We start from the raw sequence: 22,699 nt of genomic DNA on the forward strand, positions 1-22,699 counted from the left end.
GTGTACTCCTTGGTCTGAACGCTGGCGACAACCGCACTACCCTAGCGGCCTGCGGCGCCTGCGACCGTACCGGTTGCCCGCGCTGTTGCAGACCACCTGGCTTGGCCCGGCAAGCAGGCGTCTGGCCTGGGCATGCCAGAACGCGCGAAAGATGGGCCAAAGCGGTCTGGCCTATTGCCACTAATTGGACTACCCGACAAGACCAAAGCCTCATTAAGCTCTGCGCCGACTCAGCTCATGCCCCTACAGGTTTCACCATGACGATACGTATCGGCCTGTTGCCGCAAGTCGCCGCAGCGCACTTTGTCAGCCACCTGCACATCATGGTGCTGGCGGCGCTCTTTCCGCTGCTGCCTGCTTTTTTGAACGTGGATTATGTGGCGTTGGGCCTGGCCCTCAGCGTGTTCAACATCGTCACCGCGCTGGTGCAGGCCCCCATGGGGTTTGCCGTCGATCGCCATGGCGCCAGGCGCCTGCTGCTGATGGCCCTGGCCTTGGGCAGTTGCAGCTTCCTGTTGATTGCCCTGCTGCCCGGCTACACCTGCCTGCTGGTGGGCATGGCGCTGGCGGGCGTGGCCAATGCCGTCTACCACCCTGCCGACTACGCCCTGCTGTCCCGGCACATCAACCCTGCGCACATCGGCAAGGCGTTCTCGGTGCACACCTTTGCAGGTTTTCTGGGCGCGGCGGTGGCCCCGGTGTTGCTGCTGGGGGTGGCGGTAGCCAGCGGCCCGGCCATGGCCTTCGCGACCGCAGCGCTGGTGGGCTTTGCAGCACTGGCCCTGCTGTTGATACCCGGCTCGGCACTGGCCCAGGTCAGTGACGCGCCGCCCGCCCCGGCACCCAAGCCCGTGCAGGCGCAACGCGTGGCGCTGCTCTCGCCGATGATCATCAGCCTGACGCTGCTGTTCGTGCTGCTGAACCTGAGCACTGGCGCCATCGAAAAGTTTTCCGTCGCGGCCCTGATGCAGGGCCAGGGCGTGGCCTTGTACTGGGCCAACTCGGCCTTGACCGCCTTCCTGTTCGCCAGCGCATTCGGCGTGCTGGCAGGCGGTGCATTGGCCGACCGCACCCAGCGTCACGGGGTGGTGGCGGCCAGCGCTTTTGGGGTGGCGTGCATGCTGATGTTGCTGGTGGCCACGGCGGGCCTGAGCGAGCCGCTCTTGCTTGCCGTGCTGGGCCTGGCGGGCTTTTTGACCGGCGTGATCGCCCCGTCACGGGACATGCTGGTACGGGCTGCCGCCACCAAAGGGGCTGAAGGCAAGACCTTCGGCATCGTGTCCACGGGTTTCAACATCGGCGGCGCCATCGGGCCAGTCGGGTTCGGCTGGTTGCTGGACCAGGGCCACCCCAACGCGATCTTCTGGGCCAGTGCCGCCTTCATGGGCCTGACCGTCGCCCTGACATTGTTGCAGGAATGGGTAATGGCGCGGCAGCGCAAAGTCATTGCGCTGCAACTTTCATTTAAATGACCTGACGCAATAATAACGACACATTTGTACCGCAAACTTGAAGGGCGCCGCCCGCACCTGTGTGTGCCAGCCAGCCGGCGTAATCAAACTGAACAACGACAACCGATAGCCTGGAGTTTTAACATGGATGTTAACCATAGCGGTACCGATGATGCAGTTAAAGGCATGCTCGCCAAACTTTCAACCCTGTGGAAAACCCGCGCTGCCGTGAACCAGCCACAACCCGATTACTGGGGCCTGGCGTTCGATGCCAACAAGAACGACTTCAGCCATTCACTGCTGCCGTTTCGCAACCACCAGGCCTGGCTTGAAGCCCCCAAGGATTTACAGTCCAAGTGCATGTCCTACGCCTGGGGCATTTATAACCTCAAGACCATTTATATTGAATGCAATGTGGTGGTGCCGGCCTGCGAAGACATTATCAAGACCCCGCCCCACAGCCATAACCGCGCACTGCTGCAAGATGTAATGTCTCAAGCCCTGCTCGATGAAGCCCTGCATACACGCATGTCGATCATGGCCTGCAACTATATCTACGACATGCGCCAACTTACCCCCCTGGACTTCAGCGCCTTCAACCTGGTGACCTGGCGCGAAGCGCTGCTGGCCAACTGCACCGCCGAATGGGAACGCCGCCTGACCCGCTTTGGCATCGCCTGCGCCAGCGAAACGCTGATCACCGACTACCTCAAGACCATGGCCGAAGACATCACCATCCAGTCGGTCTGCCACGAGGTCACCCGCACCCACGCCATGGACGAGTGGAGCCACTCCAGCGTGTTCAGCTTCGTCGCCACCGACATCGTCAACGGACTGACCCGCAAGGAACGCCTGTACCTGCGCTCGATCATCCTGCGCACCGTGCAGATGTTCGCCAACAACGAGATGGGCGCCTGGTCGCGGGTGTTCGACATGCTGGGCTTCCCCAACGGCAACGAGATCCTGCACGACGTGGGCGACAACAACGAGATCAGCGTCTATACCGACTCCCTCGAAGCCCTGGTCAACCGCATCGGCCTGGCCGGCAATGGCCTGGAGAGCGCCGAACAGGCCGTCGAACAGCTGCGCGAGAGGGCTAGCGCATGAGTACCCCGACAGGCTTTGAAGCCGTGTGCGAGCACGTCAGCAGCGAGACCGCGCAGATCAAGGTATTTGGCCTGCGCGTACTCAACGCCTCCAGCGCCTTTCTGGCAGACCTCGTGCCCGGCCGGCATGTGGCCTTGCAGGCAACGGACCTGTCCGGCGCCCGTCAGCAACGGCTGTACTCCATTACCCGCAGGCTTGGCAACGACCAGTTCGAGCTGGCGATCAAGCGCGAAGGCCGTGGCGGGGTCTCGGACCAGTTGCACGCCACCTGCCAGCCCGGCGCGCGTTTCGACGTGCAGTTCGCCGCAGGTGACATCACCCTGGCTTCGGTCCAGGCCTGCCGCCACGTCGGCCTGCTGGCCGGCGGCATCGGCATCACCCTGCCGATCGCCCTGCTGCGCGGGCTGCACGAGCGCGCCCTGCGCGGCTTGAACGTGCCCCAGGTCAGCCTGCTGCTGTGCGTGCCGTCCATTGCCGACATCCCGTTCCTGCACGAATTGCTGCAACTGGAACTGAGCTGCCCCTGGTTCGACCTGCAGGTGTTCGTCACCCGCGAAGCGGTGCACGGCAAAGGCCACTTCAAGGCCGGCCGCCCGCAAGCCCAGGACCTGCAAGCGCTGGGCAACCCGGACAGCGTGGTGATCTGTGGCAGCCACGGCTTCGCCCAGGGCATGCGCGAGCACCTGCTGGCGCTGTTCCCCACCTGCCCCCTGCTGATCGAGTCCTTCACCCCACCAGCCTCCGCTACCCCGGCCACGCCAGACGCTGCCCAGGCCGAAAGCCCCTTGCGCCTGCACCTTCAGCACAACGACCAGGTGCTGGAGCCCGCCGCGGGCAAGAGCCTGCTGGAGATGCTGGAAACCAGCGGCATCGCCGTGCGCAGCCTGTGCCGCGCCGGCATCTGCGGCCACTGCCGGCTGAAAGTGTCGGAAGGCGAGTACACCGTCGAACCCGACTTCTGCCTGACCGACCAGGACAAGCGCGACGGCCACGCCCTGGCCTGCTGCACCTTCCCCAAGGCCGGTACGATCAAGGTCGACCTCAACCCTACGGCGTAAACCGCGCCCTCACTCCTTTCATCCTCGGGTTTGCACATGAAAACAGCCATCGCACTGCGCCACATCCACTTCGAAGACGTCGGCACCCTGGCCCCCGTCCTGAAAGAGGCCGGCTACAGCCTCACCTACATCGACCCCACCGTCGAAACCCTCCACGCCGAGCAAGTGATGCAGGCCGACCTGCTGATCGTGCTGGGTGGCCCCATTGGCGCCTACGACGAAAAGCCCTACCCCTTCCTCAAGACCGAACTGGAGCTGGTGCGCCAACGCGTCGAATCCGGCAAGCCCCTGCTGGGCATCTGCCTGGGTGCACAACTGATCGCCCGCGCCATGAACGCCAAGGTCTACCCCATGGGCGTCAAGGAAATCGGCTTCTCGCCGCTTACCCTCACCGCCGAAGGCCAGCAGTCGCCGCTTGCCGAACTGGGCGACGTACCCGTGCTGCACTGGCATGGCGACCAGTTCGACATCCCCCAGGGCGCCGTGCTGCTGGCCAAGACCGATATTTGCGCGCACCAGGCCTTTGCCGTGGACAACCGCATCCTGGGCCTGCAATGCCACCTGGAAGCCGACCCCGCCCGCATAGAGCAGTGGCTGGTAGGCCACGCCAACGAAGTCGGCCAGACCGGCCTGGACCCCATCGCCCTGCGCTCGGCCGCCGCCGAACTTGGCGAGCGCCTGACCCAGGCCGCCGCCCGCGTGATGCGCGCCTGGCTCGCCAACCTGAAGTAACCCGCTGCACCACCACCGCATGAAAACAACAAAGTCATCAAGGATGAGGCACGCCCCATGATCGTCGTATTGTTCGAGTTGCAAGCACTGCCCGGCCAGGGCGAAACCTACGTTGACCTGGTCAACAAGCTCACCCCCCTGCTCAAGCCCATGGAAGGGTTCATCTCGGTAGAGTGCTTCCAGAGCACCCTAAACCCCAAGAAAGTGATGTCGGTGACCACCTGGCGCGACGAAGAAGCCGTGGTGCAATGGCGCAACGTCACCGCCCACCTCTCTGCCCAACGCGCCGGCCGCGACAAGATCTTCGACGACTACCGCGTGCGCGTCACCTCGGTCATCCGCGACTATGGCCTGCGCGACCGCGACCAGGCGCCCTACAACGAAGTCGTAGACGGCACCCGCCCAACCGCCTGCCCAGTAGCCTAAAGCTACCCCCCTGTGGGAGCGGCCTCGCCGGGGCGCCGGACCAGCCGCGATGGGCCGCAAAGCGGCCCCTTCCCACTCTGCTCTCCAGCAACATCCCGCCACAAACCCTCATGCCATCCCGCCACCATCAAAACGGAACTGTCAGCCAAACGGAACAGTCCACCTTTACAGGCCCACCTACCAGAGGCCACAGAGGAGACTCCCATGAAAGGTACCGCGCTTTCGGCCCTGTTCGCGGCCGCTACCCTGCTCGCTTCGCCGGCCTTCGCTGCCGAAAAAGACCTGTGCGCCCTGAACCTGCAGGAAATCAACGACACCATGGCCACCGCCGGAGCCACCTCGGAAGGCCTCAAAACGCAAATCGATGATGAAGTGACCAAGGCCAAAGCTGCCCAGGCAAAAGGCAATGACAAGGAGTGCATTGCAATCACTCAAAAAGCCCTGACCACGCTGCAAAACACCAACAAAGGCAGCGGCTCGAGCAGCGGCGGCGCCTGATGCATCGCGCGGGTGAGCGCTCAGTTGTCGACGCCGCCCGCGCAATGCCGTATACTCCGGTTCACGTGCCGTAAGGTGCGTTAGCTTAGAGCTAGTGGGGGGCCGATTAGGATTCGACGCCGGTAGCGAAACTCTAGGTGCATGCCGAGTTGGTAACAGAACTCGTAAATCCACTGTTGCAACTTTCTATAGTTGCCAATGACGAAAACTACGAGGGCTACGCTCTCGCTGCGTAAGCAGCTGAGCCCGCTCTCCTGGTAGCTTCGGCTCCAGCAATCACCAGGGGATGCCTGTAAACCCGAAGTGATTGTCATACAGAACAGGATCGTCGTGTAGCACGTTGGGGGCAAAGCGACTAAAACTTACCCAACTCGTCCAAAGCACCCTGCCCGTCGGGCGGCTGCGGATTAACTCAATAGACACGGCTAAGCATGTAGTACCGACAGCGGAGTACTGGCGGACGGGGGTTCAAATCCCCCCGGCTCCACCAAATAATCATCTAAAGACGTCCACGGACGTCTTTTTTTGTGCCGGAAATCCAGTAAATACAAGGGCTTAGGACCCTATAGCGTCCGTCAACGTCCGACAGCATCTATGATTTCGTGTATTCCAAGTGGTATTCCAAGCGCTCAGCTGCTATTTTTTGGAATACATAAACAGCACTGGAATACACCATGGGGGCCCAAGCCACGCGCCTTTCAGACGTAAAAGTGAAAGCCGCGAAGCCAAAGGATAAGGACTACATTCTCACGGATGGTAATGGCCTTCAGATGCGGGTGAGAATCAATGGCTCTAAGCTTTGGAATTTTAATTACATTCAACCCGTGACGAAAAAACGGATCAATATGGGGCTAGGCACCTTTCCTGAGGTTAGCCTGGCGCAAGCCCGCAAAAGAACCGTTGAGGCAAGAGAGCTCGTCGCCCAAGGGCTGGACCCTAAAGAGAAACGCGACGCCGAGCGACATGCGAAAAAAGCAGCCACGGAACACACTTTTGAAAATATCTCGACAGCGTGGTTCGAGCTCAAAAAGGATTCAGTCACCCCAGCGTACGCCGAGGATATTTGGCGCTCCCTCACGCTGCATGTTTTCCCCGACCTGGGCCCGACCCCAATCTCAGCTATCACTGCTCCTAAGGTCATCGCCTTGCTCCGCCCCCTCGAAACGAAAGGCAGCCTCGAAACTGTTAAACGTTTGACTCAGCGTCTCAATGAAATCATGACCTATGGAGTTAATTCGGGATTGATTCACGCGAATCCACTCAGTGGGATTCGCTCCGTCTTCAAAAAGCCCAAAAAGAAAAATATGGCGGCCCTGACACCCGATGAGCTGAAAGAGCTCATGGTGGCAATTGCCAACGCCAGCATAAAAAGAACTACGCGCTGCCTAATTGAGTGGCAACTTCACACCATGACCCGGCCAGCCGAGGCTGCCACATCCCGTTGGGCTGATATCGACTTCGAAAAGAAGATCTGGACGATACCGGCGGAGCGCATGAAGAAACGTCGGATACACATCATTCCGCTCACTGAACAAGCTTTGGCGCTCCTGGAAGCGATCAAGCCCTACAGTGGGCATAGGGAGTACGTTTTCCCTGCAGACCGAGACCCTCGCACCCACTGCAATAGCCAGACCGCCAACATGGCGCTGAAGCGTATGGGTTTCGAGGGGCGCTTAGTAAGTCATGGCATGCGCTCAATGGCGAGCACCATCCTCAACGAGCAGGGTTGGGATCCTGAGTTGATTGAGGTAGCGCTCGCCCACGTCGATAAAGATGAGGTACGCAGCGCTTATAACCGGGCAGATTACATCGAACGCAGACGCCCGATGATGGCCTGGTGGAGTGAGCACATCCAAGAAGCGGCAACTGGCAGCTTGTCTATTTCAGCCATTCAGGAGACAAGAGACCTGATTAGGATGAAGGCTTAGTAATCTGTACCGTAAACACGCCACGCCCCCCATACTCAAAACCTTAAACTGAAGCCCGCTCAAAACATGGCCGGGCAACCTTAGCAAGGCAAGCTGCAAAAGCCATTCGACGTTAAATCCTGGCTTAGTGCCCTCACTTGCCTTCAGTGAGCTACCTTTTATTGCCGGTTCTCTACAAACTTAGCAGCCTTAATAACAGCTTCTCCAACACGGATATCAAATTAATTTTAAGCCTTAAAATATGTTATAAATTTAGACTTTTATCATCTTCGGTAAATGTCCGACCTACAACATATGCACTACTATCCAAGAATGGAGAAATACTTTTAGTCGCATATATTAGCTGATAATCAACCGTATATTTAGAGAGATAATCCCCCATAACCTTTTGAAAATTTCTTGACCTAACATCTTCCATCCCACCATTCTCAATTCCGTCCAAAACCATGAATCTAGGTATACGAACGTACTCTTTCTCCAAGGAAGTTATAAATAACGCCAAATGGAAGGCGTTATTCAAGTACACTGTACCACTTTCAGAAAATGCGACTTTCCCATTAATGGACACTGTATTTGATGCAAAATCGAATTCAACAGTTTCTGCATTCTTAAATTCTTTTTCGGCACCCACATCTTGCCTTAAGATGTTAATCAGATGAGTAGCTATGAGTCCTTTCACTTCCGGCTCACGAAGATAATATTGAGATTTTTTTAGACTTATTAGATCTCTAAGTCGAGTTACCTCAGCTTGCGCCGTATTTTTCTGAGCCGTCAACTCAGATATAGAACGATGAAGTTCTGCCACTCTATCAAGAGTAGAAATTTTCTCTTCTATTTCACCCATCTCACGATACAAATTATAAATTTCTGATTCGCTTTCAGAGTTCACAGATGAAATAGTTGATGTGATTTTTGAAATATTCTGCCTAAGTGCAGTTCTGAGCTTCTTTCTATCCTCGACCAAACTTAGCAAGCGCTCTTCTTTCTTTATAAGAATACGCTCAGACTCTCTTATTTGAATGTCAATTTCATTCTTCATACGAAGTAAATTAAACTGACCATTGACTTGACCTGCTTCCCCTTCGGCCCCACAAAGGCAACAACAGCCATCAGCCTTCTTATCGATTTTCCTATAGCAACCAGGACAAAACTTAAAAACCACATCCCCAACAACAGAATCCACTTTAATGGAATCCTGAATAGATTTTGATTTATCAATCAACTCAGCAAGAAACTCTCTCGAATCCTCAATCTCGTAACTGAGGACTTGAATATCACTTTCACACTCAAGCAGCTTCCCCTTGATCTTGACGCTTTCTACAGCGCCTCCTTCAGTAACCCCCTTCTCTTTAACATAGGAAATAGATGCTGACTGCTTCGCATCTAATACCTTTAAATTAGCAGCAGCGATTTCAGAAACATAATGCGCCCGCGCCTCGTCTATAGTTCCAAAGTCCTTTGCAAAAGATGTTTTACCAACGACAGAATATACGGCCTGCAGCTTAGCGACCAGCCTATCTAAATTTTTCTCTTGGACCGCAAGAGATATTTTAGAGTTATAAAGCTCATCATCGTAAAGCCCAAGCAAATAATTCCCGACAGACTCCCGCTTAAATGCAGAATCGAAAGGCTCAGCATTAAACAAACTACCCGAAGAATTAGATTGATTACTATAAATCAATCTAAAAACCTGATGCAGCGTTACACTATTGCCGTTCGAATCGGCTTTCGCCTCAGGAATATCTAGTAAAGAAAAGATCTTTTGAGAAAAACTCTCTCTCGCCGCTGAAATGGCATAAGGGTAATTAAACCACTCTTCAACTGGTGATTTCAGTGCCTCGTCAATCCCCTTATAACAAATATCCATAGACTGCTTGTCAGCAAGCCTATTAATCCTTCTTAACGTAACCGGGGTACCATTTAGACGCACACCAACATAGATACAATCACACTGTGAGGCCTCGTCCTTCCACTTAACTATCTCATAGCCGAGACCAAACATAAGCAGTTGAACAACAGAAGTTTTTCCACCTCCATTACAGCCACTCAGAACATTAATCCCCTTATGAAATTTTTCTTGATAAGCTACTTTCCCTCCAGCTTTTGCAAGAAGTTCTTCAACAATAATCGTCGGTTTAAGCAACGTCATATCTATATTCCATTAGTCCGCTCGCTTGCTTCAGCCCTTTTGGCCCGACCAAATCCATAACAACTAGATGTTCCTCAATAAACTTTAAGACCTGTAATGAAACACTATTTTCTTTATCTTGAGCGATTCGAGCCAATTGATCAGGAATCTCATCAGGCTGCAGCAAATATCTACCGCTATACGCATCCTCCAAAAGAACACCCATCTCCTTCAAATTCAGTATAGCTATATTTTGCACAGGCCTCATCGACTCAAAAAGCCCTTTCGGATCGTATATTTGATATCTATTAGCATAACTTTTAAAAACATTTTTAGCCTTTAAAAGATCTTGACTTAGCGATAACTTAGAAACATGAAATGGATTAGCCACCACAAAGTCATAAATTCTTAGCCTATCAAGCTCTACCACCTTAACATCCAACATCAATATCAGCGCAGCAAATCTTAACAAGGTATGATTTACATCCACCGCCTTATTATATAAAAGCATTAACTCCACTCCAAGTGACAGTTGCCTGTCAAAAAGAACACCATTCCATTTACTTGCCGATTAAATATATCAAGAACATTATCGCCAAGCTTATCTTGAATCTCGACAATAAGGCACTCCCTCAGTATAAGCTTAAGCTCTGCCTCAGAAGATACGGACGGCAATTTTCCCTTAATTTTAGCATTAAAAATAGATTCAACCTCAGCCAACAAATAGGTAATTATTTTCTGGGCAGATCGGTAGTGCTGGTACTTAATAATTAGCTTAGCAACTAGCTGCTTTAACTCTTCAGCCTCACTTAGCAAATAGCCAAAACCCGCCCCATTCAACTTCTGAGACAAATCCCTTATGTCCGTCCTCACGTTACTATAATGATGAAGCTCATCTATTATTTCAGTAGTGGTAGCGTTTCTTGCAACTTCCCCTTTAAAGCTTTCAGACAGCAAATCAAGCTGCCGAGGATGAGGCAGGTTATTATTAGTGATTTTATCACGACCGACTACATCACCACCGGCAGTGATACCTCTGAACCAGCTAAAAGCACTCATGCGCCTATTTCTTATCGCGACCGACAACGTCTCCCTTGGCCTTTATATTTTTCATATTAACCTTATTCCCCCCTTTATAAGAAAGCGTAACCTTGACACCAAGACCTACTACAGCCAAAGCAAGCAAACCAATCAACCCGTACTGCATGACTTCACTCACTGATGCGACTCCTTTTTTAGTTTTATTTAGAAACAAATTTTACATCCGTGCAGCAGCTCTTAGAAATCTGTATAAACTGAAGCGCTCTGACGGACGAGGTTAGGCATGGGATGGTAAGCCAACACCACACACGAAAAGCCTTCGGATGATGCCGAATATTTCTTCAAAAGGAGGATATTAAAGCTCCCTGACCGCAGCCGCCAATCAACCGATTGGCATATTGCCATCAGGTACAAAGTATCGTGTGACGCCTCTCACGTAAATGGCTCGGATGAGTATATGGGCAGTTTTTTCTAGAAGGCTTTGAACTCTCTCGATTTGACTGGGGCAGCAAGGCTCCATCTGGGGCGCTATCGGATTGATCCGGACGTCACGATTCACGATTCACGATTCACGATTCACGATTCACGATTCACGATTCACGATTCACGATTCACGATGCTAGGGTCTGGTCAGATGGCTGAGCGTGCAACATTTTCATGAATTTCCAATCAAAAAAATTATAGTCCTACATCACTGCCATGACATCCACACCATGGAGCTCAAACCATGTCATTGCAGTGCCCTCGCTGTAACTCCCCCAAGATCGCGACCTTAAGAACAGCCACGAAAATCACTGCCGCCGTTGGCGCGGTGGGCGGCGCCGCTCGCGGAGTAAGCACCGCGCTTGCTGGTGGCCAGGTGGGCGCCTCTCTCGGTGCTATTGCCGGTCCAATTGGTATCACCCTAGGCACAGTCTCGGGGGCCATTCTCGGTGGACTCGCTGGAGGCGTGGGAGGCTGCGCCCTCGGCGCTCAGCTCGGAGAACAGCTGGATCGCCATGTGCTCGCCAACAACCTCTGCCTCGCCTGCAATCATCGCTTCAACCTACCCGCCTAATCCTCTTACAACATTCTTCGGCCAGTGCTGCGCGATGCGCAGCATTTATGCCGGCCTGCACCCAAAGGAATCACTCCCATGGCACACCTCGTTGAACAAATGGCATATGTTGGCGCTACCCCCTGGCATGGTCTGGGTAACCGCCTGACGCAAAAACAACCGCTGGAAGTCTGGCAGCGCGAAGCCGGCATGAACTGGCAAATCCAGGACAGCCCAGTGCATTTCAAATCGGACAGTATTGGCACCCTGGGCTCGATCCACTCCTTTCCAGAACAGAAGGTGCTGTATCGCTCCGACACCAAGGCCCCATTGTCGGTGGTATCCAACCGCTACCAGGTTGTGCAGCCACGTGAGGTGCTGGAGTTCTACCGGGATCTCACTGAGGTCTCCGGTTACGAGCTGGAAACCGCTGGCGTACTCAAAGGCGGTCGCAAGTTCTGGGCATTGGCACGGACTGGCCAGGGAACAGCGCTGAAAGGTAACGATCAGGTCAATGGCTATCTGCTGCTAGCCACCTCCTGTGACGGTACTCTGGCCACCACCGCCACTCCGACCACCGTGCGCGTGGTCTGCAACAACACGTTGACCATCGCCCTCGATGGCACCGCCCGCGCGATCAAGGTGCCGCATAACACCCGCTTCGATCAGCAGGCAGTGAAAAAGCAGTTGGGCATCGCCGTCTCGCAATGGGACGAGTTCATGTACCGCATGCGCGCACTGGCGGAGCGCAAGGTGCAGTGGCATGAAGCGATGGGCTTCTTCATGAATGTACTGTGTGATGCCAGTCCTAACAGTCCGCTACCAGCTGTACTACCCAACGAGCGGGCGCTACGCAAAGTCCAAGGGTTATATGAAGGCCAAGGTCGTGGAGCGACACTGGAATCCGCCCAAGGAACTGCATGGGGCTTGCTCAACGCCGTGACCGAGTATGTCGATCACGAGCGACGCGCCAGGAGCACTGAATACCGCATGGACTCGGCCTGGTTTGGCCAAGGTGCTGTCATCAAACAACGCGCCCTACAGGCAGCACTGCAACTCGCTGCCTAGCTCCGCTCACCAACTCAACTATTAAAGCGCCTGGTCAGCTTCTGCTGGCCGGGCGTTTTTATGCCGAACAGGAAATCATTATGGCAACGCAAACACTGCAAAACCCCAGCACAAAACCCCGTCCTGCCTTACGCCTGGTGGGCACTAAACAACTGCCCCGAGAGGACTGGCTGGCGGTACGCAAACAAGGCATCGGCAGCTCAGATGCCGCCGCTGCAGTAGGCCTTAACCCTTACAAGTCCCAGCTCGAACTGTGGCTGGAGAAAACCGGCCGTGACACCTCACTGCCCAAGCTCGACCCTCAGGATGAAGAGAGCCCCGCCTACTGGGGCAACATCCTCGAACCGATTGTGGCGACCCACTACACCCAGCGCACCGGCAACCGGGTACGGCGGGTCAATGCCGTGTTGCAGCATCCTGATCCTCAACTGCCCTGGATGCTGGCCAACATCGACCGCGAGGTCATCGGCGCCGACGATGTACACATCCTTGAATGCAAAACTGCCGGCATAAACGGCGCACGCCTCTGGAAAGAGGGCGTGCCGGAGTATGTGCAGTTACAAGTGATGCACCAGTTGGCTGTGACGGGCAAGCAAGCGGCCGATGTGGCGGTGCTGCTCGGTGGTCAGCACTTGGAGATCCATCGCATCGAACGGGACGAATCGATGATTGCTCGGCTGATCGACCTGGAGCGGCTGTTCTGGGATTACGTGGTCAGTGACACCCCACCACCGGCCGATGGTACGGACTCCGCAGAGGCGGCATTGCGTTGCCTCTACCCCGAGGACAACGGCCAGACCCTGGATTTCAGCCAGCACACGGAGCTGGCTAGCACGTACCTGGAGCTCAAGGCTGTTCGCCAGAGCATTGCCCTGCAGGAGACGCGTGAGGCGCAGCTCAAACAAGTCCTGCAGCAGGCCATAGGTGAAGCCACCCGTGCGCAGTTTGCCGAGGGCTACATCAGCTGGAAGAAGTCCAGGGACAGCACCGGGCTGGATATCGAACGCATGCTCAAGGACAAACCCTACCTGCAGGCCCGCTACAGCAAGCCCCGCGAAGGCAGTCGCCGTTTTCTGATTGCCTGAATCTTCCCCCTCCCCCAAGCCACCAGGACCGCTCACGTCCCGGTGGCTTTTTAATTTTCAGATGCAGGAGAACCGCCATGCTCAAAGGTTTAGCCATCACCCCACCGGTACTTGGGCGCATTTCCATCGGCAAGGTTGTCGAGAAGAACGGCAAACGCCTGCCGGAGAAAGACGATCAATTCACCATCACCTCGCAGGTACAAAGCCGCGACGGATGGCTGCTGCACCCGCTCAATGAGGAACTGCGTAACGGCCAGGACGGCAAGTTGCGCAGTATTCCGATCCGTTTGTTGTTCAACGAACCGGATCTGAACTTCCGCGCCGATTACAGCCTGTTCGACCGCACCACTGGCCGACCTTTGTGTGTCGGCAATGGGGACACCTGCAAGCGCCAATGTGAGGACGGGATCAAGACCCTGCCCTGCCCGTCACCCGATGGCTGCTCACTGGCTCAGGGTAATGCCTGCAAGCCCTATGGTCGGCTGAACGTGGTGATTGGCGACGACGATCCGCTGGGCAGCTTTGTGTTTCGCACCACCGGCTTCAACAGCATCCGCACCCTGGCGGCACGCTTGCAGTACTTCCAAGCCATCTCCGGTAACCGCCTGGCCTGTCTGCCGCTGGAGTTGCGTCTGCGCGGCAAATCCACCCGGCAGAGCCACGGCACACCGATCTTCTACGTAGACATCACGGTACGTAGCGGTCTGAGCCTAGAAGACGCTTTACTGGAAGCCAAGCAGCTGGATGAGACCCGGCAAGCCTCCGGCTTTGACCAAACCGCCTTGGATCAGGCGGCCCGTCAGGGCTTTAACAACGGCGCGTTTGAAGACAGTGAGGAAGACACCGGCGTCATCGTCGAGGAATTCTTTCCCGCCACTGAGGTCGTGCACAGCCACGCAGAACCCCAACCGGCAACGCCTGCAAAAACATCACTGGCCCAAAAGCTGGAATCCCAAGCCAGCCGGCACGCTAGACCCAGCGCCCAGTAACCGCGTGCCTCAATCTCCCCGCATTCGCACAGGAAGACCGTCATGAAATATCACAAACTCCGGGCAGGAGAGACATCCGGCACCTATGTCATGGAATCCCCCGTCACCGAAGCCGACATCCTGCAGATGGCTCAACAACTCGCGATGAGTCGTTTGTCGAAAGGCAGATCATTGACTGAACCTAAGCAGGTCTTCAGCCATCTGCAAACACTGCTGCAGTACCACGAGCATGAAGTCTTTGCGTTATTGCTGCTCGATACCAAGCACCGGGTGATTGGTTTCCGAGAGCTATTCAGAGGCACCCTGGACGGGGCCAGCGTGTATCCAAGGGAAGTGGTCAAGATCGCCCTGGAACACAACGCTGCCGCCGTGATCCTGGTACACAACCATCCCTCCGGTGACCCAGAGCCCAGTCACGCCGATCGCGCACTGACCACAACCCTCAAAACTGCCCTCAACATGATTGGCACTCAAATATTGGATCATGTCGTCGTGGGTTATGAAGGCTGCGTATCGCTGGCAGAACGGGGACATCTGTAGGAGCGCTTTGCCCTTGGCATGCGCCAGGCAAGCCGATCCAGTAGGTGGCAGCCGCGACGTCCCGGACATGAACCAATATCGCCTCAACTCCAGGAGAAAGTCCCATGGCATGATACGCTTCCTGATCGCACTTCTCACCTTCATCGGCGTACTGGCAAGCGCTTCAGCTTTGATGTTTGCTGTGATTCTGATGCTGCGATTTCCACCATTTTTGATCACGTTTATCGTTGCATGCTTGCTATTTTGTATCGTGCAAAAACGCTCCTCAAAATTCGAGTAACCGGAGCAAAGCAAACAGGGCAGCCACAGCTGCCCTGTTTGCTCTCATTCAGATGCTTTTATTTTTTCACTAGATCGGCTACCCCTGCCTAGCACAGCGTCAACAATTCGACTGCATACGTTGCCGCTCGCTTTGTCATTCATCTCTGAACTTCTTAGTAATACTGGCGGATGTAACTGTAGGCCTTCTCGAATAGCTCCTCATCCGCGTGCAGCTTGTACTTGAAGAGTGCTTTGCGCAGTGCCTTCTTCACCTCGCGCTCACCAGCTTGGGTTCCCTGCCAACCGGGGAAGCGCACCAGACGCACGATCTCGTCGATGTCCGCTACCACGCGTTCGACCATGATCGGCGTTTCGGCCGTCTTGACCTCGTTAAACAACTCGGTCAGCGCCGCCTTGCCACGGTCCTCATCCTCTTCTGGCGGGACTTCCTTCTCGGCTTGCCGGGTTTCCTTGGCGATCTCCAGCAAAGCTTTAAGGAAGTCGACGCTGTTGATCTGTCCGGATTCGAAGCGATCTTTCAGCGCATCGAGCCGTTCCGACAGGGCTTTAAACTTTGGGTTCCCCACATGCCCACGAAGCTTGCGCTTAAGCTTGATCTCGATTTCCTTCGCCTTCTTCGGGTCAGGGTTCGAGAGAACTGCCTCTAGCAAATCGGCGTCCAGCACCAGGGTGTCGAGGTCATCGCGTACCGCATCCACATGCACGTTCTGGTGGATTAGCTCGATAGTCTTGGCACCTAGTGAGTGCCAGATCAGCTTGCCATGACCGCTGGAAGGCTGCACCGACTGATACACCTGTGACAGCCACTTGTAATCTTTCTCGAAGGGACCTAGCACCGAGTCGGGCGACAACGCCTCCCAGATCTTGTTGAGTACGCTGTATTCGGCGGCGAAGTTGTCACGCACCTCGTTATTTGGCAAACACTCCTGCGCAGCCATCAGGCCTTCATAGCCTTGCTGGTCACGATCGATGCCGGGGAAGAAGGCCAGGCACTTCTGTATCGCTTCGGGCAGCTTGTCCTTCAGCTCTTGGATGTTGCTAACAACCTGTTTGACGCTCTGGTCATCAAACTCCAGCGCAGCAGCCACATCGTCGAAGATGCCCAGGTAATCCACGATCAGGCCATGGGTTTTCTGCTCGGAGTAGGTCCGGTTCACCCGGCAGATCGCCTGCAACAAGGTGTGGTCACGCAACGGCTTGTCCAGGTACATCGTCTGCAAGATCGGCGCATCGAAGCCGGTCAGCAGCTTGGCTGTGACGATGATCAGCTTCAGCGGGTCGGCCGGGTCGCGGAAGCGGTCGAGCAGCCGTTCCTCTTCATCGCGCGAGCGGTCGTAAGCAGCGTACTCCGGGTGCGCCTTCTTATCGGCGGCCTGCACCGACATCACGATATCGGTAGCCTCCGGTGGCAGCAACTTATCCAACTCCGCCTTGAACAGCAGGCACGACTCCCGGTCGAAGGTAACGATCTGGCCCTTGAAGCCATTGGGCTCTACCTTGTCCTGAAAGTGCTGAACAATGTCCTCACATACCTTGCTGATACGCTCGGGGGTCTTCACCAGCACGGCCATCTTGGCGGCGGTCTTGGCGAGATTGTCCTTGTCCAGGTCCGACAGGCCGCCGGTCAAATCTTTGTAGGCGGCATCGAGAGCGGCCTTGTCGATGTGTAAATCGATCAGCCTCGGCTCGAAGTGTAGTTTCAGCGTGGCGCCGTCGCGGATCGATTCCTCGAATCCGTAGCGGCTCATGTAGCCCTTATCGTCTTCATCGGCGCCAAAGGCGTAGAAGGTGTTGCGGTCGGCGCGGTTGATCGGCGTTCCGGTCAGGCCGAACAGAAACGCATTGGGCAGGGCCTCGCGCATCTTGCGACCCAGGTCGCCTTCCTGCGTGCGATGGGCTTCGTCCACCAGCGCAATGATGTTGCTGCGATTGTTCAGGCTGCCTGTGGCCTCGCCGAACTTGAAGATCGTGGTGATGATGATCTTGCGCACATCCTGCGCCAGCAGTTGCTGCAGCTTCTCGCGCGTGTCGGCCTTTTCCAGATTGGGAATGTCCGCCCCGGTGAAGGTGCCGGTGATCTGGCTGTCGAGATCGATTCGGTCCACCACGATCAACACCGTGGGGTTCTTCAACCCGGCGTGCATCCGCAGCTTTTGCGCGGCAAACACCATCAATAGCGACTTGCCCGAACCCTGGAAGTGCCAGATCAGTCCTTTCTTGGGGTAGCCTGCCAGCACGCGCTCGACAATCTTGTTAGCCGCCTCGTACTGCTGATAGCGGCAGATGATCTTGATGCGGCGCTTCTTCTTGTCCGTGGCAAACAGGGTGAAGCTACCGAGGATGTCCAACACAACATGCGGCCGCAGCATACTCTCGGCGGACAGCTTGAGGGATTTCAGTGGGTGGTGCTGCGTATCGCCACCGTCCAGGTGCCATGGGCCCCAATCCTTGACTGGCAGCCCAATCGACCCGAAGTGGTAGGCCTTGCCCTCGGTGGCCACCGAAAACACGTTGCAGACGAACAGCTCCGGCACGAACTTTTCGTAGTCATCGTGCACCTGCACTGCGCCATCGACCCAGCTGATGCATTTTTTGACCGGCGTCTTGGCCTCGATCAGCACTAGCGGCAGACCGTTGACCAACAGCACTAGATCGGCCCGGCGCTCGGTAGGACCTGCGCGATAGATGTACTGCTGAGTCACAACGTACTGGTTCTGCGACAGATCATCCAGATCGATCAGCCGCACCGGCACATGCTCGTTGTTCTGACCGAAGGGCATGGAGCGCTCGCCTCGCATCCACGCGGTCATCTCTTCATTGGCCCGGATTAGGCCATCCGAACGCACCGATAGCACAATGGCGCGCAGCTTGTAGAGCACCTCATCGGCGCGATCTGGCCGGGCGGCGATCTCGGTGTTCAGGCGGATCAGCGCATTGCGTACCCAGCGCTCGACCAGCACTTCCTGAATCTGGCGGGGTACTTCAGCAGGTGCTGCATAGCGCCAGCCAATGCCTTTTGGGCTGGGTCCATAACTGGCCAGCGGCTCTTGGATAGTGTTTGCCGGTGCCGACTTGATTGGGCCAGCGAGCAGGTCGCGGACGTAGGCTTCGACTGTGTTGGATTCGTTAAAAACGGCCATAGTGCTACTCCATTGACAACGCTGTTAGATGGGCAGCACGGCGCATTTCATGAGTCATATCAAGCCGCAATGCCAACCGACTTTCTGCCGCTTCAATATCCTTGAGCTGGCCTACCAACTCCTGCTGTACTTCGAGTGGTGGAACGGGGATCGGGTAACTTTTCAGTAGGCCGCAACTCAGCGCACGCTGGTTCGTACCCTGCGACCAATGACGAAGAGCCTCATAGTTAGACTCCAACAGGTAAAACAGATACCAAGGGTCTAGCGAGCTTCCAGGAATGACTGCACCGAAGTTTTGGTTAATGCACGAGTCAATCGCTAGCATTGCTGCACGCCCTCGTGTTTGGCCTTCACCAATCATGGCAACTAGTGTTGCGCCCGCGGGGATCAATGCTAGAGGGCACTCCGATAAGGCTTTCTCAGTGATGAACTCATCAGCAGCTCGAATTACCCGCTCGTTAACTTTACCTGTCGGGAGCCAAGGAATGTCCCCCTTCCAATAGGCATCTGTTGCTCGACGCGGTGTTGAGCCGTTTCTTATCTCTGCCACCGCGCCCATTCTGACTATTGGATAATCGCTTCTTGAGAACTCCTCCAGCGCTATCGACTTCCTTAATTTCGTCGCAGCCGTGAGCGCATGCAGAACAGCCTCCGCCTGGTCCTCGACGGCCGAAAGGAAGTGGATTGTCCGTTGCTGTTTTTCTAGGGGGGGCAACACGAATTCCTGAGCCGCCATCGTTTTCCAATTGATCGTTGGCGATAGAGAGCCAACCGAAATTTCGACTGCACGCCTCATGAACAGATCGCTCTGCATGAAGAAGGGTAGAAATTCGGGTAGCACAACCTCAGGTTTAGCACGCAGCACCATCGCATGGGCCGAGCAAATGCCATCGAATGCTGCTACTCCCAACTTGCGCTGGTAAGCCCGGCGGCGCCCAAAAATAATGTCGCCCTTCATGAACATCAGCTTGGTGGCTTCCACGTCATCCGGCGAGCCCCAGCGGCGGATCTTCAGCGACTCCGCATCGAGGTGTTCCAGGCCAACGTAGTGCTCCATCCCTGACTCGGACGGGATGTCGATACGCACATTGACGTTGGTCGCCATCTGATCGAAGCGCCAGGCCTTCCAACCCGGGTTGAGATTTTTGTGATCAGACACGCTCGATGTCCTCCGTGATCAGTCCATCCAGCGTTTCCACCAGCGTGTCCATCTGTTGCCAGAAGGCGCTACTGTCGCTTTGCCATTGGTCCCACGTGGAGCGCAGCGATACCGCATCGCCGTTGCAGTCAATTGCAGGCGCGGCCGCAACTCGCTTCACGTACAGCGGGATCGACAGGTTGGCAGCGTTGGCACCGATTTCGGCCAGAGTGGCGACCTTGGCGAAACCAGGCACATCCGCAAAGGTCTTGTAGGCGGTCAGGATGTGTTGCTGGTGCTCAAGCTTGAGGAAACTCTGCGCGCGCTCGCGGGTGACCTCGTTCACTGCGTCGATGAAGATCACTTTGCCCTTGCGCGCAGCCGTCTTCTTGCGGTTACAGATGACGATGCACGACTCCATTGGGGAGTTGTAGAACAGGTTGGGGCCCAAGCCGATGACGGCCTCGACCCAGTCTTGCTCAATCATCTTGGTGCGCATCACCTGTTCTTCATTGCGGAACAGCACGCCATGGGGCCAGAGCACAGCACTACGCCCCTTGGCCGTCAGACTAGTCAGGATGTGCTGCTGAAAGGCGTAATCGGCGCGGCCTTGCGGCGGAGTGCCGAGAGAGTTGCGACCCCACTTGTCACTGCTCCAAGCCTCGCGGTTCCACTGTTTAATGGAATACGGCGGGTTGGCCAGGATCACGTCAAACTGGCGAAGTCGGTCGCCCTCGATGTGCTTAGGGTCGGCCAGGGTGTCGCCCCGGATGATTTCGAAGTCTTCCACGCCGTGCAGGAACAAATTCATACGGGCGATGCTTGACGTGATGAGGTTGCGCTCCTGCCCATAGAGCTTGAGCGTGCGGTATTCGCCGCCTGAGCGTTTCACCTCGTCCAGCGCCGAAATCAACATGCCGCCAGTGCCGCAGGTGGGGTCATAGATCGACTCACCCGCCTGCGGCTCCAGGAGTTGCGTCATCAGGTGGACGACGGTGCGGTTCGTGTAGAACTCGGCTGCCGTGTGGCCCGAGTCATCGGCGAACTTCTTGATCAGGTACTCGTAGGCATTACCGAGCTCGTCCTCGGGCACGTTGGCCACCGAAAGCGTCTGGGTCGAAAAGTGCTCGATGAGGTTTTTAAGCGTTTCGTCGGGTAAGCGCTCGCGGTTAGTCCAGGACGCATCGCCGAAGATGCCATCGAGCAGATCTGGGTTGGCTGATTCAATGGCGCGCATGGCCCTTTGAATCGCAGCCCCCACATTCGTCGCAGTCTGTCTTACATCCTTCCAATGGGCCCCATCAGGAATCTGAAACCTGTGGTTTTCAGCGAACTGGGCGTAAGAGAGGTCGCCGGCGGAGTTGGCTAGCGCCGCTTGGTATTCCTCCTCCCATACATCGGCTACACGTTTGTAGAACAGCAGGGGGAAGATGAACTGCTTGTAGTCGCCCGCGTCGATGAGACCGCGCAGCAGCACGGCTGCGCCCCACAGGTAGCTTTCGAGTTCTTGTTGGGAGATGCGTTTGCTTGGGTGACTCATTTCAGCCAGTCCCCTTCTGTCATGACCTTCGCGAGCCGTTCTTCGGCCTCGCGACAGCGGGTGAGTGCGTCCTTGAATGCCGCGATGGCGTCAGGCAGTGGCGGAATGTCTTCTTGCTGCGGTGGCAGGACATAGCGCGAAATGTTCAGCGTCCAGTCTTCCGCCTTAATTTCATCAAGGGTGACGACCCTTGCTGCATCCTGCACATCGGTAAAGCTCTGATACCAGACCAGGATTTCATCGGCATGTTCCGACTCAAGGAAGTTTTGCGCACGACCCCGCTTGAATAGGCGTGATGCGTCGACGATTAATACTTTATTTTTGTGTTCAACTGGCTTGCGTTTGCGTAGGACCAAGATGCTTGCGGCAAGGCCCGTGCCGTAGAACAGATTGGGGGCTAGACCAATAACAGCTTCAATCAAATCCATTTCTAACAGCTTCTGGCGGATGCTACCTTCTGCGCCTTTGCGAAATAGGGCTCCCTGGGGTAGTACCACAGCCATTCGCCCCGTTGCATCAGCCATGGATTTTACCATGTGTTGCACCCAGGCGAAGTCGCCAGAACTGGATGGTGGTAGACCAGCGAAATTCCGGCCAAAAGGATCATTGATCCACTGTTCCTCCCCCCATTTTTCAAGCGAGAAGGGAGGGTTGGCAATCACGCAGTCGAAATTCGCCAGATGGTCGCCTTCGAAGAAAGCAGGGTTGCGAAGCGTGTCGCCTCGCACTACCTGAAAGTCCTCAATGCCGTGCAGGAACAAGTTCATGCGGGCGATGGCTGAGGTCGTTAGGTTTTTCTCCTGGCCGAAGAGCTTGCCCCAAAGGCGTTTTACATCGCCGTGTTTTTCCTTCACATGCTGGACAGCAGCGAGCAACATACCTCCCGTCCCACAAGCTGGGTCGTAGATGGTGTCGACCTCTTTCGGATCGAGCATGTCGATCATCAGCCGCACCACGCTGCGGGGGGTATAGAACTCACCTGCTTTCTTGTTGGTAGCGTCGGCAAATTTCTTGATCAGGTACTCGTAGGCGTCGCCTAGAAGGTCTGAACTTACATTCTTGTTGCCTAGCGGAAGCTTGGAGAAGTGCTCGATCAAATTCTTAAGAAGAGGATCTGAGAGACGCTCCTTGTTCGACCACTGCGCATCGCCGAAGACGCCGTAAAGGCTCTCTGGGTTCGCTTTTTCGATCTCCCGCATAGCCCATTGAAGGGCTGAGCCTACGTTGATCGATTTCTCGCGCACATGTTCCCAGTGACAGTAGTCAGGAATCTGGAACCGATGCGACTCAGGGAAAAGAGCCAGTTCAGGATCGCCGCCCTCTTCAACGACTTCGCGACTCTCGTCATCCCAGACGTCGCAAATGCGCTTGAAGAACAGCAGTGGGAAAATGTAGGTCTTGAAATCAGCCGCATCCACCGGGCCGCGCAGGATGTTGGCCGATTCCCAGAGGTGGCTTTCCAGCTGACTAAGTGTGATTTGTTGGTCGCTCAAACGCATGACCCTTCTATAG

The 22,699-nt window shown here is 55.6% G+C and carries 20 protein-coding genes and 1 other RNA gene; 13 read left to right on the top strand and 8 right to left on the bottom strand.

Annotated features, from left to right (window positions below):
- The first annotated feature begins 257 nt into the window (after window positions 1-257).
- From FH041_RS14210 to FH041_RS14245, 8 genes are all read left to right on the top strand, one after another.
- Window positions 258-1,472 carry an MFS transporter gene (locus tag FH041_RS14210; RefSeq protein WP_027915434.1) on the top strand — a complete coding sequence of 405 codons (1,215 nt, stop codon included), beginning with the start codon at window positions 258-260 and terminating at the stop codon, window positions 1,470-1,472.
- Between the two features lie 123 nt (window positions 1,473-1,595).
- The gene (locus FH041_RS14215) at window positions 1,596-2,558 is read left to right on the top strand and encodes a diiron oxygenase (protein WP_132578582.1); all 963 of its coding nucleotides are present in this window, start codon (window positions 1,596-1,598) and stop codon (window positions 2,556-2,558) included.
- Complete coding sequence (locus FH041_RS14220) at window positions 2,555-3,616, top strand: iron-sulfur cluster-binding domain-containing protein (RefSeq protein WP_132578584.1); 1,062 nt, start codon at window positions 2,555-2,557, stop codon at window positions 3,614-3,616. Before FH041_RS14215 ends, FH041_RS14220 begins: the two co-directional genes overlap by 4 nt.
- 36 nt (window positions 3,617-3,652) lie before the next feature.
- Window positions 3,653-4,348: a glutamine amidotransferase gene (locus FH041_RS14225; RefSeq protein ID WP_132578586.1), complete on the top strand. Its 696-nt coding sequence runs from the start codon at window positions 3,653-3,655 to the stop codon at window positions 4,346-4,348.
- Window positions 4,349-4,405: 57 nt separating this feature from the next.
- The gene (locus tag FH041_RS14230) at window positions 4,406-4,774 is read left to right on the top strand and encodes an antibiotic biosynthesis monooxygenase (RefSeq protein WP_027915438.1); all 369 of its coding nucleotides are present in this window, start codon (window positions 4,406-4,408) and stop codon (window positions 4,772-4,774) included.
- A gap of 204 nt (window positions 4,775-4,978) precedes the next feature.
- Window positions 4,979-5,272, top strand: a complete 294-nt coding sequence (locus FH041_RS14235; RefSeq protein WP_027915439.1) for a hypothetical protein — start codon at window positions 4,979-4,981, stop codon at window positions 5,270-5,272.
- A gap of 98 nt (window positions 5,273-5,370) precedes the next feature.
- Window positions 5,371-5,762, top strand: a transfer-messenger RNA (tmRNA) gene (gene ssrA, locus FH041_RS14240).
- Between the two features lie 184 nt (window positions 5,763-5,946).
- A complete protein-coding gene (locus tag FH041_RS14245) occupies window positions 5,947-7,200 on the top strand; it encodes an integrase domain-containing protein (protein WP_140174719.1) in 1,254 nt (417 codons plus the stop codon).
- A 244-nt stretch (window positions 7,201-7,444) separates the two neighbouring features.
- On the opposite strand, the gene FH041_RS14250 is transcribed toward FH041_RS14245, so the two are convergent.
- The 4 genes from FH041_RS14250 to FH041_RS22815 are packed head-to-tail and all read right to left on the bottom strand — an operon-like array spanning window position 7,445 to window position 10,547.
- A complete protein-coding gene (locus tag FH041_RS14250) occupies window positions 7,445-9,349 on the bottom strand; it encodes a hypothetical protein (protein WP_140174721.1) in 1,905 nt (634 codons plus the stop codon).
- Window positions 9,336-9,839, bottom strand: coding sequence for an ABC-three component system middle component 5 (locus FH041_RS14255; protein ID WP_140174723.1), 504 nt, complete (start codon window positions 9,837-9,839; stop codon window positions 9,336-9,338). Before FH041_RS14255 ends, FH041_RS14250 begins: the two co-directional genes overlap by 14 nt.
- Window positions 9,839-10,387 (bottom strand): ABC-three component system protein, encoded by a 549-nt coding sequence (locus FH041_RS14260; protein ID WP_140174725.1) that lies wholly within the window; start codon window positions 10,385-10,387, stop codon window positions 9,839-9,841. The genes FH041_RS14255 and FH041_RS14260 overlap by 1 nt, the downstream gene beginning before the upstream one ends.
- Before the next feature lie 4 nt (window positions 10,388-10,391).
- Window positions 10,392-10,547 carry a hypothetical protein gene (locus FH041_RS22815; protein ID WP_165369521.1) on the bottom strand — a complete coding sequence of 52 codons (156 nt, stop codon included), beginning with the start codon at window positions 10,545-10,547 and terminating at the stop codon, window positions 10,392-10,394.
- 549 nt (window positions 10,548-11,096) lie between these two features.
- Between FH041_RS22815 and FH041_RS23020 the strand changes: the two genes are divergently transcribed.
- The 5 genes from FH041_RS23020 to radC all read left to right on the top strand — a co-directional run bounded on the left by FH041_RS23020 (window position 11,097) and on the right by radC (window position 15,087).
- Complete coding sequence (locus FH041_RS23020) at window positions 11,097-11,426, top strand: hypothetical protein (protein ID WP_140174727.1); 330 nt, start codon at window positions 11,097-11,099, stop codon at window positions 11,424-11,426.
- Between the two features lie 78 nt (window positions 11,427-11,504).
- Window positions 11,505-12,473, top strand: coding sequence for a DUF932 domain-containing protein (locus tag FH041_RS14270; RefSeq protein ID WP_140174729.1), 969 nt, complete (start codon window positions 11,505-11,507; stop codon window positions 12,471-12,473).
- Between the two features lie 80 nt (window positions 12,474-12,553).
- The gene (locus FH041_RS14275; RefSeq protein WP_140174731.1) at window positions 12,554-13,558 is read left to right on the top strand and encodes a YqaJ viral recombinase family protein; all 1,005 of its coding nucleotides are present in this window, start codon (window positions 12,554-12,556) and stop codon (window positions 13,556-13,558) included.
- Between the two features lie 77 nt (window positions 13,559-13,635).
- Window positions 13,636-14,547, top strand: coding sequence for a hydrolase or metal-binding protein (locus FH041_RS14280; RefSeq protein WP_140174733.1), 912 nt, complete (start codon window positions 13,636-13,638; stop codon window positions 14,545-14,547).
- Window positions 14,548-14,589: 42 nt separating this feature from the next.
- Complete coding sequence (gene radC / locus FH041_RS14285; RefSeq protein ID WP_140174735.1) at window positions 14,590-15,087, top strand: DNA repair protein RadC; 498 nt, start codon at window positions 14,590-14,592, stop codon at window positions 15,085-15,087.
- A 434-nt stretch (window positions 15,088-15,521) separates the two neighbouring features.
- Here the strand turns inward: radC and FH041_RS14295 are convergent, their stop codons facing one another.
- The 4 genes from FH041_RS14295 to FH041_RS14310 all read right to left on the bottom strand — a co-directional run bounded on the left by FH041_RS14295 (window position 15,522) and on the right by FH041_RS14310 (window position 22,686).
- Complete coding sequence (locus tag FH041_RS14295) at window positions 15,522-18,329, bottom strand: type I restriction endonuclease subunit R (RefSeq protein ID WP_373682123.1); 2,808 nt, start codon at window positions 18,327-18,329, stop codon at window positions 15,522-15,524.
- A gap of 184 nt (window positions 18,330-18,513) precedes the next feature.
- Window positions 18,514-19,668 (bottom strand): restriction endonuclease subunit S, encoded by a 1,155-nt coding sequence (locus tag FH041_RS14300; RefSeq protein ID WP_177438156.1) that lies wholly within the window; start codon window positions 19,666-19,668, stop codon window positions 18,514-18,516.
- Entirely contained in the window at window positions 19,661-21,187 is a 1,527-nt protein-coding gene (locus tag FH041_RS14305) for a class I SAM-dependent DNA methyltransferase (protein ID WP_140174741.1), read from the bottom strand. Before FH041_RS14305 ends, FH041_RS14300 begins: the two co-directional genes overlap by 8 nt.
- The gene (locus FH041_RS14310; RefSeq protein WP_140174743.1) at window positions 21,184-22,686 is read right to left on the bottom strand and encodes a class I SAM-dependent DNA methyltransferase; all 1,503 of its coding nucleotides are present in this window, start codon (window positions 22,684-22,686) and stop codon (window positions 21,184-21,186) included. Before FH041_RS14310 ends, FH041_RS14305 begins: the two co-directional genes overlap by 4 nt.
- Between the last annotated feature and the right edge of the window lie 13 nt (window positions 22,687-22,699).

This window comes from Pseudomonas sp. SWI7 (genome assembly GCF_006351945.1).
GTDB classification, from domain to species: domain Bacteria; phylum Pseudomonadota; class Gammaproteobacteria; order Pseudomonadales; family Pseudomonadaceae; genus Aquipseudomonas; species Aquipseudomonas fulva.